Source organism: Streptomyces sp. NPDC051207 (assembly GCF_040682395.1).
Classification (GTDB): domain Bacteria; phylum Actinomycetota; class Actinomycetes; order Streptomycetales; family Streptomycetaceae; genus Streptomyces.
The window spans coordinates 57,501-70,823 of the sequence record NZ_JBFBAX010000005.1; the positions used below are offsets into that span (position 1 = coordinate 57,501).

The following is a 13,323-nucleotide window of genomic DNA, read 5'->3' on the forward strand; positions in this document are numbered from 1 at the left end:
GGCAGGTCGAACGGCGATGCGAAGGCCCCGGACCCGCGGTGGTGCCGGACTCCCTGTCAGGCCTCGTCCCGCTTGTCGTCCGGCCCGCCGTCCTTCGTGTCGTCGTCGAGGGACTTCAGGAAGTCGGGGTTGTCGTCGGGCGCCACCCACTGCCGGGACCGGCCGCCGCCCGCGCGCATCCCGGACCAGCCCTCGGCGGCCGGGCTGCGCTTCTTGCCGGCGATCAGCCAGGAGACCGAGCCGACCAGCGGGAACAGCAGCACGAGGATCGCCCACAGGGGCTTGGGCATGTGCCGGATGTCCTCGTCCTTCGTGCTGATGCAGTCGATGAACGCGTACACGCTCAGAGCCAGTGGCACGAGGAACATCAGCACCCGCAGCATGGGGCCTCTCCAGCGAAGCGGTCGTCGTAGGGGCCCGGCGGGACCCCCAGGTACAGGGCCAGGGTAGCCGCTCAGGGATACTGGGCCCCATGGCTTACGACGATCTTCGCTCCCTGCTCAGGGCGCTGGAGCGCGAGGGCGACCTCAAGCGCATCAAGGCCGAGGTCGACCCGTATCTGGAGGTCGGTGAGATCGTCGACCGGGTGCAGAAGGCCGGCGGCCCCGCCCTCCTCTTCGAGAACGTACGCGGTGCGAGCATGCCGCTCGCGATGAACGTGTACGGCACCGACCGCCGCCTGCTCAAGGCCCTCGGCCTGAAGTCGTACGGCGAGATCTCCGACAAGATCGGCGGCCTGCTCAAGCCGGAGCTGCCGCACGGCTTCGTCGGTGTGCGCGAGGCGTTCGGCAAGCTGGGCGCGATGACGCACGTACCGCCGAAGAAGGTGAAGTCCGGCTCCGCGCCCGTGCAGGAGGTCGTCCTCACCGGCGAGGACGTCGACCTGGAGCAGCTGCCCGCGCTGTTCACGTGGCCGAAGGACGGCGGCTCCTTCTTCAACCTGGGCCTGACCCACACCAAGGACCCCGAGACCGGCATCCGCAACCTCGGCCTGTACCGGCTCCAGCGGCACGACCGGCGCACCATCGGCATGCACTGGCAGATCCACAAGGACAGCCGCAACCACTACCAGGTCGCCGCCCGCCGCGGCGAACGCCTGCCGGTCGCCATCGCGTTCGGCTGCCCGCCCGCCGTCACCTACGCCGCCACCGCGCCGCTGCCCGGTGACATCGACGAGTACCTGTTCGCCGGGTTCGTCGCGGGCAGGCGGATCGAGATGGTCGACTGCAGGACCGTGCCGCTCCAGGTGCCCGCGCAGGCGGAAGTCGTGCTGGAGGGCTGGCTGGAGCCGGGCGAGATGCTGCCGGAGGGTCCGTTCGGCGACCACACCGGCTTCTACACGCCGCAGGAACCGTTCCCCGCACTGAAGATCGACTGCGTGACCATGCGCAGGCGCCCGCTGCTGCAGTCGATCGTCGTCGGGCGGCCCCCGACGGAGGACGGACCGCTCGGCCGGGCCACCGAGCGGTTCTTCCTGCCGCTGCTGAAGATCATCGTCCCCGACATCGTGGACTACCACCTGCCCGAGGCCGGCGGCTTCCACAACTGCGCGATCGTCTCGATCGACAAGAAGTACCCCAAGCACGCCCAGAAGGTGATGCACGCCATCTGGGGCGCGCACATGATGTCCCTGACGAAGCTGATCGTGGTGGTCGACGCCGACTGCGACGTGCACGATCTGCACGAGGTCGCCTGGCGGGCCCTGGGCAACACCGACTACGCCCGCGACCTCAGCGTCGTCGAAGGCCCCGTCGACCATCTCGACCACGCCTCCTACCAGCAGTTCTGGGGCGGCAAGGCGGGCATCGACGCCACGGAGAAGTGGCCCGAGGAGGGCTACATCCGGGACGGCGGCTGGCCCGACATGGTGCTGTCCGACCCGGACACGGCGGCGAAGGTCGACCGCCGCTGGAAGGAGTACGGACTGTGAGTCCGGCTTCCGCGGCGATCCCGCAGCCGGGGCGCACGAGGGCCTTCCTGCGCCTCGTCATGATCGAGCACTCCGTCTTCGCGCTGCCGTTCGCCTACATCGCCTCCCTGACGGCGATGTACCGGTGGGACCGGAACATCCACTGGGTCGAGCTCCTGCTGGTCACCGTGTGCATGGTGGGCCTGAGGACCTTCGCGATGGCCGTGAACCGGATCATCGACCGCGAGATCGACGCGCGCAACCCGCGCACGGCCCACCGCGAACTCGTCACCGGCGCGATGTCCGTGAAGCACGCCTGGACCGGCGCTCTCGTCGCGCTCGCCGTCTTCCTCGGCGCGGCGGCCCTGCTCAACCCGCTGTGCCTGGCCCTCGCCCCGGTCGCCGTGATCCCGATGGTGGTCTACCCCTACGGCAAGCGGTTCACGGACTTCCCGCAGGCCATCCTCGGACTCGCTCAGGCCATGGGGCCCATCGGCGGCTGGCTCGCCATCACCGGCAGCTGGTCCTGGGACGCGGTGATCCTGGGCCTGGCCGTCGGCATCTGGATCGGCGGCTTCGACCTGATCTACGCCTGCCAGGACGTCGACGCCGACCGCGCCATCGGCGTCCGCTCGGTGCCCGCCCGCTTCGGCGTCCCGGCCGCCGTGTGGGGCGCCCGCGGCTGCCACGCCGTCACCACGGCCCTGTTCGCCTGGTACGCGGTGGCCACCGGAGCCGGCCCCTTCTTCTGGCTCGGTTTGCTGATCGTCGCGGGCGCCTTCGTGTACGAGCACTCCATCGTCCGCCCGCACGACCTGTCCCGCCTGAACCGGGCGTTCTTCTCGACGAACGGCTTCATCGGGATCAGCCTCTTCGTGTGCGCCCTGATCGACCTCCTGGTCCGCGGGCTGACGGTCTGAACCATGCGAGCCGCCCGCTAGGCTCGACGTCATGAAGCCAGGACAGACGCAGCGCACGCCTTGGATCGTGGGGGTGTCCGGGGCCTCCGGGACGCCGTACGCGGCTGCCGTTCTGCGGGCGCTTCTCGACGCCGGGGAGAGCGTGGACCTCGTCGTCAGCCGGGCCTCGCGGCTCACCCTGCTGGACGAGACCGGCATCCCCTTCCGTGACGCCCACTGGCGGGACGACCTGCGCGAATGGCTCGCGCGGGGCGCCGACGGCAAGCCCGACGCCTTCACCGTGGACCTCACGGGCGTACGGCACTGGCCCGCGGGCGACCTCGCGGCGGGGCCGTCGTCGGGGTCGTACCCCGCCAAGGGCATGCTGATCGTGCCCGCCTCCACGGCCTGCGTCGCGGGCGTCGCGCTCGGCCTGTCCAAGGACCTGCTGCAGCGCGCGGCGAGCGTCACCCTCAAGGAGCGGCGCACCCTGGTGGTGGCCGTGCGCGAGACCCCGCTGGGCGGGCAGACCCTGCGGCACCTGGTGACGCTGGACGACGCGGGCGCCAGCGTGGTGCCCGCCTCGCCGGCCTTCTACGCGGGCGCGACGCACATCCAGGACCTGGTGGACTTCGTCGCCGGACGCGTCCTCGACTCGGCGGGCGTCGGACACACCCTGTACCGCCGCTGGAAGGGCGAGATCGGCGGCGGGAGCCGCACCACCTGAGTGCGGCGCGCCACCCCTCAGCAACGTTCAGGACCCTCTCAACAGACCATTTCAGTGGAAGGCTTCAATCGCATGGACGCGGTGGACAGGCAGCTCATCCAGGCCCTGAGGGAGAACGGCCGGGCCTCCTACGCGGAGCTGGGACGCCTCGTCGGCCTGTCGGGACCCAGCGTCACCGACCGCATCAACCGGCTGGAGGCGGCCGGTGTCATCACCGGCTACCGCGCCACCGTGGACGCCGCCTCGCTCGGCCTCGGCGTCATCGCCCTGATCGGCATCTCGCTGTCCGACGCCGCCGACCACGAGGACGTGGCCCGCCGGCTGAAGGACCTGCCGGAGATCGAGGACTGCTGGTTCATCGCGGGCGACGACTCCTTCATGCTCAAGGTGCGCGCCACGGACGTCGACGGCCTGGAGAAGATCATCCGCCGGCTCAGCGGCACCAAGGGCGTCTCCCGGACCCGCACCACCATCGTGCTCTCCACGAAGTGGGAGAACCGGGTGGGTGAGCTGCCCGAGGAGGCCTGACGGGCAGGGCGTACGGTTGACCGAGGCTTGGATCGAGGAGAGGTGGCGGCATGGACGTCGGGCTCAAGCGCGAGCTGGAGGAGAAGGTCCGCTCCGGTGAGCGGCTGACCCGCGAGGACGGCATCGCACTGTACGAGTCGGACGACCTGGCCTGGCTCGGCGGGCTCGCCCACGAGGTGCGGACGCGGAAGAACGGCGACGTCGTCCACTTCAACGTGAACCGTCACCTCAACATGACGAACGTGTGCACCGCGTCCTGCGCCTACTGCTCCTTCCAGCGCAAGCCGGGCGAGAAGGACGCGTACACGATGCGCATCGAGGAGGCCGTCGAGCTGGCCAGGGCGATGGAGGGGGAGAACCTCACCGAGCTGCACATCGTCAACGGCCTGCACCCGAATCTGCCCTGGCGGTACTACCCGCGCTCCCTGCGCGAGCTGAAGGCCGCCCTGCCGGACGTGTCCCTGAAGGCCTTCACGGCCACGGAGATCCACCACTTCGAGACGATCTCCGGGCTGAGCGCGAGCGAGATCCTGGACGAGCTGATCGACGCCGGCCTGGAGTCGCTGACCGGGGGCGGCGCGGAGATCTTCGACTGGGAGGTCCGGCAGCACATCGTGGACCACCGCACCCACTGGGAGGACTGGTCCCGCATCCACCGCCTGGCGCACGAGAAGGGCCTGAAGACCCCGTGCACCATGCTGTACGGCCACATCGAGGAGCCCCGGCACCGCGTGGACCACGTGCTGCGGCTGCGTGAGCTGCAGGACGAGACCTGCGGCTTCCACGTCTTCATCCCGCTGCGCTACCAGCACGACTTCGTGGACATGAAGGACGGCAAGATCCGCAACCGCCTCCAGGCCCGGACGCAGATGGCGACCGGCGCGGAGGCCCTGAAGACGTTCGCCGTGTCGCGGCTGCTGTTCGACAACGTCCCGCACGTCAAGGTCTTCTGGGTGATGCACGGCCTGCACACCGCCCAGCTCGCGCTCCAGCACGGCGCGGACGACATGGACGGCTCGGTCGTCGAGTACAAGATCACGCACGACGCGGACAACTACGGCACGCCGAACAAGCTGACCCGCGAGGACCTGCTGGACCTGATCCGCGACGCCGGTTTCCGGCCGGTGGAGCGGAACACGCGGTACGAGATCATCCGGGAGTACGAGGGTCCCGACCCGGAGCGCCGGGAGTCGCCGCAGCCGATGCGGGTGTGAGTCGCGCCGGGCCGTCGTCCGTGTGCGGGGTGCAGCCGTATCCGGGTACTCGGGCCGCATGCCCACGAAGGTTCCCGAGGATCAGTACACCGCCGAGCCCTTCGTCCCGGACGGCGGCGGTCTCGCCGCTCTCCGGGAGGCCGCCGCCGGCTGCCGCGGCTGCCCGCTGCACCGGGACGCCACGCAGACCGTGTTCGGCGCGGGCGGCGCCGACGCCCGCGTGATGCTCGTCGGTGAGCAGCCCGGTGACCAGGAGGACCGGCAGGGCAGGCCCTTCGTCGGCCCCGCCGGCAAGCTCCTGGACCGGGCGCTGGAGGAGGCCGGCATGGACCCGGCGGAGGCGTACGTCACCAACGCCGTCAAGCACTTCAAGTTCACGCAGGCCGAGCCCCGCAAGCGCCGTGTCCACAAGGCGCCCACCCTGCGCGAGACGACCGCCTGCGGGCCGTGGCTGGCCGCCGAGCTGGCCGTCGTCCGGCCCGAGCTGATCGTGGTGCTCGGCGCCACGGCCGGGAAGGCGCTGCTCGGCTCGTCGTTCCGGGTCACGCAGGTGCGCGGGACGGTGCTGGAGGAGGAGATCCACGGGCGCCCCGAGCGGCTGGTGCCGACCGTGCACCCCTCGTCGGTGCTGCGGGCGGACGACCGCGAGGCCGCCTACCAGGGACTGCTGTCCGACCTCAAGGTGGCGGCACGGGCCCTGGGGTGAGGGTGCGGGGCGCCGCCCGGTGTTCGGTGTCCGTTGGGCGAAACGGCGTTGAGCCGCACACATCGTAATGCCTAGTGTCGCCGCATGTCCCTTACCTTCACTCTCGATCCGGCCGTCACGCCCGAGCTGCGCGACGGGCTTCTCGACCTGTGGACCGACGCGTCCAACGCGGGCGGAGCCGTCGGCTTCGTCCCGCCCGTGACGCGGGAGGACGTCCGGCCCGAACTGGTCAAGCACTTCGCGGCGGCGGCCGAGGGACGCTCCAGGCTCCTCGTCGGCCACGACGAGGCGGGACGGGTGGCCGCCACGGCGTTCCTCACCTTCAACACCCACCGGCTGATGACCCACTGGCTGTGGCTCTACACCGTGATGGTGCACCCGCGGCACCAGGGCAAGGGCTACGGCCGCGACCTGCTGGCCGCCGCGGCCGACGCCGCCCGCCGCATCGACGGCATCGAGGCGATCCGGCTGACCTGCCGCGGCGGCCTCGGCCTGGAGCGGTTCTACGGCTCCTGCGGCTACAAGGAGGTCGGCCGCGTCCCCGGGGCGATCCGCGTCGCACCGGGCGACGACCGCGACGACATCGTCATGCTGCTGCCGCTGACCTGAGCCCCGCACAGCCGGCCCGCGCCCCCCGTACAAGATCCGTCTTCCGGCGTGCTTCACTGGAGAGTGCGCCCGGGAGACCCTGTCCCCCGGAAGACCATTGGGAACGAAAGAGTGGATTGAGATGCTCCGCTACACACTGATGCGCCTGGGGATCTTCGTGGGCTGCCTCGTGGTCGTCTGGGGCCTCGTCCACTTCGGCGTCTTCCCGCGCGGCCTCGGCGAGTCCAACGGCATGTGGATCATCCTGCTCGCCCTGGTGGTCTCCGCGCCGATCAGCTTCGTGGCGCTGCGCAAGGAGCGCGACCGGGCCTCCGAGCAGATCGTGCACAAGATGGACCGCGTGAAGGCCGGCTTCGAGGCCAGCCGCAGCCAGGAGGACGGCGCCGACGACGCGGCCCGCGCGCAGGGCCACACCTCGTAGGCCCCACCGGGCGGCGACTGCGCGGCGCCCCGGTTTTTCCGGTCATGACCGGAAAAACCGGGGCGCTTTGCATTGTGCGGGCGGCCGACGTGTCCAGCCTCTCAAAGCCAGGCTTTGAGTGCCCCAAAGCTCCGGTGTTAAAGTCGTTCTCATGAAGCCCGCAGCCGCGCCCCGCACACCCCCGAGCGTTCCGCTCGTGGCGCGCCTGCACGTGGACCTCTGCCGGTGCGCGTCCGCGACCTGTCGTCCCTGACGTCCTTCCCCGCCGTCCTCCACGTCAGTTCACCCCGCGCATCCCCGACGGAGCATGTCCGTGTCCACGAACACGAAGTCCTTCCCGCTGCCCAAGGTGCCCTTCTGGGCCCAGATACTCGGCGGTCTCGTCCTCGGCGTCCTGCTCGGCTGGCTCGCCCGCAGCCAGGACCTCGGCTGGCTCGTCACGACCCTCGACAAGATCGGCAGCACCTTCGTCGGCCTGCTGAAGCTGGCCGTCGCCCCGCTCGTCTTCTTCGCGATCCTCGTCTCCATCACCAACCTGCGGAAGGTCAACAACGCGGCCCGGCTGGCCTCGCGCACCCTCCTCTGGTTCATGATCACGTCACTGATCGCGGTCGCCATCGGCCTCGTCATCGGCCTGGTCACCAACCCCGGCGCGGGCACCGGCCTCAGCCCCAAGGACGGGGCGAAGCCCGAGACCACCGGCTCCTGGATCGACTTCCTCACCGGCATCGTCCCCACCGACGTCATCACGCCGTTCACCGAGCTGAACGTCCTCCAGATCGTCTTCATGGCCGCCGTCGCCGGCATCGCCGCCCTCCAGCTCGGCGAGAAGGCCCAGCCGATCCTCACCCTGAGCGAGTCCGTCCTCGAACTCCTCCAGAAGGCCCTGTGGTGGGTCATCCGCCTCGCCCCGCTCGGCACCGTCGGCCTCATCGGCAACGCCATCGCCAGCTACGGCTGGGACCTGATCGGGAAGTACGCCACCTTCACCGCCGACATCTACGTCGGCTGCGCGCTGGTCCTCTTCGGGGTCTACCCGGCGCTGCTCGCCACCGTCGCCAAGGTCGGCCCCGTCCAGTTCTTCAAGGGCGCCTGGCCCGCCATCCAGCTGGCCTTCGTCTCCCGCTCCTCCGTCGGCACCATGCCGCTCACCCAGAAGGTCACCGAGCGCCTCGGCGTGCCGAAGGAGTACGCGTCCTTCGCCGTGCCGTTCGGCGCGACCACCAAGATGGACGGCTGCGCCGCGATCTACCCGGCGATCGCCGCGATCTTCGTCGCCCAGATCTTCGACATCCCGCTCGGCGTCGGCGACTACCTGCTGATCGCGTTCGTCTCGGTGATCGGCTCCGCCGCCACCGCCGGGCTCACCGGCGCGACGGTCATGCTCACCCTGACCCTGTCCACGCTCGGCCTGCCCATGGAGGGCGTCGGCCTGCTGCTGGCCATCGACCCGATCCTGGACATGATGCGGACCGCCACGAACGTCGCCGGCCAGGCCCTGGTGCCCGTCATCGTCTCCGCCCGTGAGGGCATCCTCGACCGGGACGCCTACGCCGCGGTCGGCAGCTCGCCCGTGGACGAGCCGCAACCCGTGGTGGCAACTGCCTGACCGATGCGGCGGCGACGGCCCGGACGACGCCGGGCGGACCGTACGCTGACGGTATGGGTGCCGTGAAGACCAAGCGGATGCCGCGTGCGGTCCGCGAACAGCAGATGCTGGACGCCGCCGTACAGATCTTCGGCCGCCGGGGGTACATGGCCGCGTCGATGGACGAGATAGCCGAACTCGCGGGCGTGTCCAAGCCGTTGGTATATCTCTACCTGAACTCGAAGGAAGACCTGTTCACCGCCTGCATCCGCCGTGAGGCGAGGGCGCTCACCGAGGCGGTGCGCGCCGGGGTCCGCCCCGGCACGCCCGCCGACCGGCAACTGTGGGACGGGCTGCGGGCGTTCTTCACACACACCGCCCGGCACCCCGAGGGCTGGGTGGTGCTGCACCTCCAGGCCCGCACGCACGGCGAGCCGTTCGCCGCCGAGGTCGCCGCGATGCGCGAGGAGATCGTCGCGTTCGTGACACAGCTCATCGTGGCCGCCGCGCGGGACGCGCACCGCGACCCCGACCTGCCCGAGCGCGAGGTCGCCGGGCTCGCCGAAGCCCTCGTCGGCGCCGCCGAGGCGCTCGCCGACTGGGCCAACGCCACCCCGGGCGTCACCGCCGGGCAGGCCGCGGCGACACTGATGAACTTCGCGTGGGCGGGCCTGGGGAACCTGATGGACGGACGGCCCTGGGCGCCGCCCGGCGACAGCGGCACGCCGGCCGCTCAGAGCGGGGAGACCGTCCCGCTGACGTGACGGCGCTCCCCGCCGCGCAACTCGAAGCGCCCGTCCCGCGCCGCGTACGTCACCGTCCCCGGCAGCAGCACCGGCGCCCGGAACCGGGCCCGCACCGCGACCGCGTCCGGCGTCCCGTGCTCGGCCAGGCACCGGGCCACCGTCCACATGCCGTGCGCGACGGGACGCGGGAAGCCGAACAGGCGGGCGGTGAGCGGGTGCAGGTGGATGGGGTTGCGGTCACCGGAGGCGGCACCGTAACGACGCCCGACGTCGGCGCCGAGACGCCAGTGGGTGAGCGGGGGGAGGGGGGACGGGGGCTGGGCGGGGCCGGCGGATTCGCCGGGCTCGCCGCGGCCGTAGGACTCGCGTGACGTTTCCGTCTCCGCGCCGCCCGGCCCGCCGTGCCGGGCCAGATACGTGCTGCGTGACTCCCACACGACCTGTCCCGCGACCCGCGCCTCGGTCACGACGGCCGCCTCCGTGCCGCGCCGGTGCGGCGCCAGTCCCTCGACGTGGACGGCGAGTTCGTAGGGGTCTGCGGTCGTCAGACGGGTGCGGCGGGTGATCTCGATCGACGTGTGGACCAGCCCGAGCAGCGGCAGCGGGAAGGCGCGGTCGCTCATCAGCCGCATGGCGAGCGGGAAGCCGAGGACGTGCGGATACGTCACCGGCAGAGCGTCGTCCCCGGTAGGGAAGCCGCACACCCGCTCGTAGGCGGCGAGCCGTGCCTGGTCGACGCGCAGGCCGGGCAGGACGAGCCGGGCGCGCGGGAAGTCCGCGTCGGGGCGCGGGCGCCGGAACGGGGACAGCAGCGCGCCGCGCGCGAGGAGCGGCGCCAGGGCGGGGGAGTCGGTGAGGACGGTGAACGCGGCCGGGGCGGTCACTAGGCCCCCAGCAGGCTCTGGCCGCAGACCCGCACGACCTGGCCGTTGACCGCGCCGGAGGCGGGGTGGGCGAGCCAGGCGGTGGTCTCGGCGACGTCGGCGGGCAGGCCGCCCTGGGCGAGGGAGTTCATACGGCGGCCCGCCTCGCGGATGAGCAGCGGTACGGCGGCCGTCATCCTCGTCTCGATGAAGCCGGGCGCCACGGCGTTGACCGTCACGCCGTGCTCCTCCAGGGCCCGCGGCGCGAGGGAACGGACCAGGCCCACGATGCCCGCCTTGGCGGCGCCGTAGTTGGTCTGGCCCGCGTTGCCCGCGATGCCGGCGATGGACGCGGTGGCGACGATCCGGCCGCCGGGGCGCAGGGTGCCGGAGGCGAGCAGCGCGTCGGTGGTGCGCAGGACGCTCGCCAGGTTGACGTCGAGGACGGAACTCCAGCGCTCGGCGGGCATGTTGACCAGCCGCCGGTCCCGGGTGATGCCCGCGTTGTGGACGAGGACGTGCAGGCCGTCGGGGAGCGCGGCGGCGATGCGCTCGCCCGCGTCGGCGGCCGTGATGTCCAGGGCGAGGGCGGTGCCGCCGAGCCGTCCGGCGACCTCGCGGGCGTCCGCCTCGGCCCCCGGCACGTCGAGCACGACGACGTGGGCGCCGTCCCGGGCCAGCGTCTCGGCGACCGCCGCCCCGATGCCGCGGGCGGCGCCGGTGACGAGGGCGGTGCGGCCGGACAGGGGGCGGCCCCAGTCGTCCGGGGGTGTCGCCGGGCCCGCCCCGACCTCGACGACCTGGCCGCTGACGTAGGCGGACCGGGGGGAGAGCAGGAAGCGCAGGGTGGACTCGGCGGCGTCCGCGTCGGTGAGGCGGACGAGGTTGACGGTCCTGCCGCGGCCGATCTCCTTGCCGAGCGAGCGCGTGAAGCCCTCCAGGGCCTGCTGGGCGGCGGCCTGGTGGTGGTCGGCGGGGTCGAGCGGCGCGCCCAGCACGAGGACGCGTCCGCTGTCGGCGACGGACCGTACGACCGGGTGCAGGGCCGCGTGGACGTCGGCGAGCCCGTCGACGTCCCGCACCCCGGTGGCGTCCAGGACGACGGCGGCGGGCCTGCCGGTGTCGTCGGCGCCGAGTCCGGTGCGGGCGAGGACCGGCCCGAGGCCGAGGCCGGACGTGCCTGCGGTGAGGTGGAGCAGGCCGCCGCTCAGCGCGGGCCGCTCGGCGGACCAGCGGGCCAGCGGCGCCGGTTGCGGCAGGCCGAGGCGGCGGGTCAGAAAGCGGCCGGGCGCGGTGCCGGTGAAGCTCAGATAGCGGTCGGCCATGTCCAACTCCCCAGATGCGGTCGGTGCGGTCCCGACGGTCCCCGAAATCCTTACCGTGGAGTAAGGTTACCGTAGGTAAGCCTATGGTACGGAGGTCAGGATGAGCCCCCTGAAGTCACCGACGGCACGACGGGTCGCGGTCATCGGCGGCTCGCGCGTCCCCTTCGCCCGCTCCGACGGGCCGTACGCCACCGCGTCCAACCAGGAGATGCTCACCGCCGCCCTCGACGGCCTGGTCGAGCGGTACGGGCTGCACGCGCCGGGCGCGGTCGGCGAGTTCGTCGCCGGGGCCGTCCTCAAGCACAGCCGGGACTTCAACCTGGCCCGCGAGACCGTCCTCGGCTCGAAGCTGGACCCGCGCACCCCCGCGTACGACATCCAGCAGGCCTGCGGCACCGGGCTCCAGGCCGTGATCGCCGCCGCCAACAAGATCGCCCTCGGGCAGACCGAGGCGGCCGTCGCGGGCGGCGCGGACACCGCGAGCGACGCGCCCCTCGGCGTGAACGACCGGCTGCGCCGCATCCTCCTGGAGGCCCGGCGCGCCACGTCGGCGGGCGCCCGCCTGAAGGCCCTGGCGAAGATCCGCCCCGGCCACCTCGTCCCGGACATCCCGCGCAACGCCGAGCCGCGCACCGGCCTGTCCATGGGTGAGCACGCCGCCGTGACCGCCCGCGCCTGGGGCATCGGCCGCGAGGCGCAGGACGAACTGGCGGCGGCCAGCCACCAGCGGCTGGCGGCGGCGTACGAACGGGGCTTCTTCGAGGACCTCGTGGTGCCCTTCCGGGGCCTGGAGCGCGACCAGAACCTGCGCCCCGGCTCGACGGTGGAGAAACTGGCCGCTCTGAAGCCCGTGTTCGGCGTGGACCGGCCCGATCCGACGATGACGGCGGGCAATTCGACGCCGCTGACGGACGGCGCCGCGGTGGTGCTGCTGGCGAGCGAGGAGTGGGCGAAGGCGCGGGGCCTGCAGCCGCTCGCGTACCTCACGGCGTACGAGACGGCGGCGGTCGACTTCGTGCACGGGGACGTCGCGGACGGCGCCCCGGACGGTTCCCCGGGCGGAGACGGCCTGCTCATGGCGCCCGCGTACGCGGTGCCGCGCATGCTGGAGCGGGCCGGGCTGGGCATCGAGGACTTCGCGCTGTTCGAGATCCACGAGGCGTTCGCGTCCCAGGTGCTGGCGACGCTGGCCGCGTGGGAGAAGCGGGGCCTGGCCCCGGTGGACCGCGCCCGCCTCAACGTGGCGGGTTCGTCGCTGGCGACCGGGCACCCCTTCGCCGCGACCGGCGCGCGGATCGTCGCCACGCTGGCGAAGCTGCTCGCCGAGCGCGGGGAGCCGGGACGGGGACTGATCTCGGTGTGCGCGGCGGGCGGGCAGGGGGTCACGGCGGTGCTGGAGAGGGAGTGACGAGCAGGCGGCGCGGCGGCCGAGGCATGCGCCCCGGGGCGGCGCTGGGGAGAGGGCGACCGGCCGGTGGCGCGGCTTCCGCGGCGCGCGCCGGAGGGGAGCGGCGGGGCGCCCCGGTGCGCCGGGCGCGCACGCCCGGGGCCCGCGGGCACGGGAAGGACGCCCCGTGAGGGACGAGCGGCACGGTTGCCGCATTCGCCCCAGCGGCAGCGACCCGGCACCAAGGTGACAGACCGTCCGGTAACCCACGAGGCTGCACATCCCCGGCGCCGTACCCTCCCCGATTCCGCACAGACCCCCCACGCGCGGGCCGTACGATCTCCACACCCGACCGGCGGTGACCCCGACCCCGGGAGAGCCCGGGGAACCGCCGGTGCACG

The 13,323-nt window shown here is 72.3% G+C and carries 15 protein-coding genes; 12 read left to right on the top strand and 3 right to left on the bottom strand.

Annotated elements, in window-relative coordinates; genetic code table 11:
- Window positions 1-56: 56 nt before the first annotated feature.
- The gene (locus AB0M97_RS07080; RefSeq protein WP_365959720.1) at window positions 57-383 is read right to left on the bottom strand and encodes a PLD nuclease N-terminal domain-containing protein; all 327 of its coding nucleotides are present in this window, start codon (window positions 381-383) and stop codon (window positions 57-59) included.
- Window positions 384-472: 89 nt separating this feature from the next.
- On the opposite strand from AB0M97_RS07080, the gene AB0M97_RS07085 reads away from it, so the two are divergent.
- The 11 genes from AB0M97_RS07085 (at window position 473) to AB0M97_RS07135 (ending at window position 9,365) form a co-directional block, all read left to right on the top strand.
- The gene (locus tag AB0M97_RS07085; protein WP_365959721.1) at window positions 473-1,930 is read left to right on the top strand and encodes a menaquinone biosynthesis decarboxylase; all 1,458 of its coding nucleotides are present in this window, start codon (window positions 473-475) and stop codon (window positions 1,928-1,930) included.
- Window positions 1,927-2,829 carry a menaquinone biosynthesis prenyltransferase MqnP gene (mqnP, locus tag AB0M97_RS07090; protein WP_365959722.1) on the top strand — a complete coding sequence of 301 codons (903 nt, stop codon included), beginning with the start codon at window positions 1,927-1,929 and terminating at the stop codon, window positions 2,827-2,829. Before AB0M97_RS07085 ends, mqnP begins: the two co-directional genes overlap by 4 nt.
- Window positions 2,830-2,860: 31 nt before the next feature.
- Complete coding sequence (locus AB0M97_RS07095) at window positions 2,861-3,535, top strand: UbiX family flavin prenyltransferase (RefSeq protein WP_365959723.1); 675 nt, start codon at window positions 2,861-2,863, stop codon at window positions 3,533-3,535.
- A gap of 72 nt (window positions 3,536-3,607) precedes the next feature.
- Window positions 3,608-4,063: an Lrp/AsnC family transcriptional regulator gene (locus AB0M97_RS07100; protein ID WP_324935193.1), complete on the top strand. Its 456-nt coding sequence runs from the start codon at window positions 3,608-3,610 to the stop codon at window positions 4,061-4,063.
- Window positions 4,064-4,113: 50 nt separating this feature from the next.
- Window positions 4,114-5,277 (top strand): aminofutalosine synthase MqnE, encoded by a 1,164-nt coding sequence (gene mqnE / locus AB0M97_RS07105; RefSeq protein ID WP_365959724.1) that lies wholly within the window; start codon window positions 4,114-4,116, stop codon window positions 5,275-5,277.
- Window positions 5,278-5,335: 58 nt separating this feature from the next.
- On the top strand, window positions 5,336-5,983 hold the full coding sequence (locus AB0M97_RS07110; RefSeq protein WP_365959725.1) for a UdgX family uracil-DNA binding protein: 648 nt from the start codon (window positions 5,336-5,338) through the stop codon (window positions 5,981-5,983).
- 84 nt (window positions 5,984-6,067) lie between these two features.
- On the top strand, window positions 6,068-6,592 hold the full coding sequence (locus tag AB0M97_RS07115) for a GNAT family N-acetyltransferase (RefSeq protein WP_365959726.1): 525 nt from the start codon (window positions 6,068-6,070) through the stop codon (window positions 6,590-6,592).
- A 121-nt stretch (window positions 6,593-6,713) separates the two neighbouring features.
- Window positions 6,714-7,013, top strand: a complete 300-nt coding sequence (locus AB0M97_RS07120) for a DUF4229 domain-containing protein (protein ID WP_365959727.1) — start codon at window positions 6,714-6,716, stop codon at window positions 7,011-7,013.
- Window positions 7,014-7,164: 151 nt separating this feature from the next.
- Entirely contained in the window at window positions 7,165-7,266 is a 102-nt protein-coding gene (locus tag AB0M97_RS07125; RefSeq protein WP_336621081.1) for a putative leader peptide, read from the top strand.
- 54 nt (window positions 7,267-7,320) lie between these two features.
- A complete protein-coding gene (locus AB0M97_RS07130) occupies window positions 7,321-8,622 on the top strand; it encodes a dicarboxylate/amino acid:cation symporter (RefSeq protein WP_365959728.1) in 1,302 nt (433 codons plus the stop codon).
- 53 nt (window positions 8,623-8,675) lie between these two features.
- Entirely contained in the window at window positions 8,676-9,365 is a 690-nt protein-coding gene (locus tag AB0M97_RS07135) for a TetR/AcrR family transcriptional regulator (protein WP_365959729.1), read from the top strand.
- On the opposite strand, the gene AB0M97_RS07140 is transcribed toward AB0M97_RS07135, so the two are convergent.
- Both AB0M97_RS07140 and AB0M97_RS07145 read right to left on the bottom strand, forming a co-directional pair.
- Window positions 9,335-10,231 carry a MaoC/PaaZ C-terminal domain-containing protein gene (locus AB0M97_RS07140; RefSeq protein WP_365959730.1) on the bottom strand — a complete coding sequence of 299 codons (897 nt, stop codon included), beginning with the start codon at window positions 10,229-10,231 and terminating at the stop codon, window positions 9,335-9,337. The genes AB0M97_RS07135 and AB0M97_RS07140 overlap by 31 nt on opposite strands.
- Window positions 10,231-11,535, bottom strand: coding sequence for a 3-oxoacyl-ACP reductase (locus tag AB0M97_RS07145; protein ID WP_365959731.1), 1,305 nt, complete (start codon window positions 11,533-11,535; stop codon window positions 10,231-10,233). Before AB0M97_RS07145 ends, AB0M97_RS07140 begins: the two co-directional genes overlap by 1 nt.
- Before the next feature lie 100 nt (window positions 11,536-11,635).
- Between AB0M97_RS07145 and AB0M97_RS07150 the strand changes: the two genes are divergently transcribed.
- On the top strand, window positions 11,636-12,943 hold the full coding sequence (locus AB0M97_RS07150; protein WP_365959733.1) for an acetyl-CoA C-acetyltransferase: 1,308 nt from the start codon (window positions 11,636-11,638) through the stop codon (window positions 12,941-12,943).
- The last annotated feature ends 380 nt before the right edge of the window (window positions 12,944-13,323 follow it).

What these genes read in the sequence shown, in the direction of transcription:
- AB0M97_RS07080 (WP_365959720.1), bottom strand. Translation starts at nt 383, where the DNA reads ATGCTGCGGGTGCTGATGTTCCTCGTGCCACTGGCTCTGAGCGTGTAC.
- AB0M97_RS07085 (WP_365959721.1), top strand. Translation starts at nt 473, where the DNA reads ATGGCTTACGACGATCTTCGCTCCCTGCTCAGGGCGCTGGAGCGCGAG.
- AB0M97_RS07095 (WP_365959723.1), top strand. Translation starts at nt 2,861, where the DNA reads ATGAAGCCAGGACAGACGCAGCGCACGCCTTGGATCGTGGGGGTGTCC.
- AB0M97_RS07100 (WP_324935193.1), top strand. Translation starts at nt 3,608, where the DNA reads ATGGACGCGGTGGACAGGCAGCTCATCCAGGCCCTGAGGGAGAACGGC.
- mqnE (WP_365959724.1), top strand. Translation starts at nt 4,114, where the DNA reads ATGGACGTCGGGCTCAAGCGCGAGCTGGAGGAGAAGGTCCGCTCCGGT.
- AB0M97_RS07110 (WP_365959725.1), top strand. Translation starts at nt 5,336, where the DNA reads ATGCCCACGAAGGTTCCCGAGGATCAGTACACCGCCGAGCCCTTCGTC.
- AB0M97_RS07115 (WP_365959726.1), top strand. Translation starts at nt 6,068, where the DNA reads ATGTCCCTTACCTTCACTCTCGATCCGGCCGTCACGCCCGAGCTGCGC.
- AB0M97_RS07120 (WP_365959727.1), top strand. Translation starts at nt 6,714, where the DNA reads ATGCTCCGCTACACACTGATGCGCCTGGGGATCTTCGTGGGCTGCCTC.
- AB0M97_RS07125 (WP_336621081.1), top strand. Translation starts at nt 7,165, where the DNA reads ATGAAGCCCGCAGCCGCGCCCCGCACACCCCCGAGCGTTCCGCTCGTG.
- AB0M97_RS07130 (WP_365959728.1), top strand. Translation starts at nt 7,321, where the DNA reads ATGTCCGTGTCCACGAACACGAAGTCCTTCCCGCTGCCCAAGGTGCCC.
- AB0M97_RS07135 (WP_365959729.1), top strand. Translation starts at nt 8,676, where the DNA reads ATGGGTGCCGTGAAGACCAAGCGGATGCCGCGTGCGGTCCGCGAACAG.
- AB0M97_RS07145 (WP_365959731.1), bottom strand. Translation starts at nt 11,535, where the DNA reads ATGGCCGACCGCTATCTGAGCTTCACCGGCACCGCGCCCGGCCGCTTT.
- AB0M97_RS07150 (WP_365959733.1), top strand. Translation starts at nt 11,636, where the DNA reads ATGAGCCCCCTGAAGTCACCGACGGCACGACGGGTCGCGGTCATCGGC.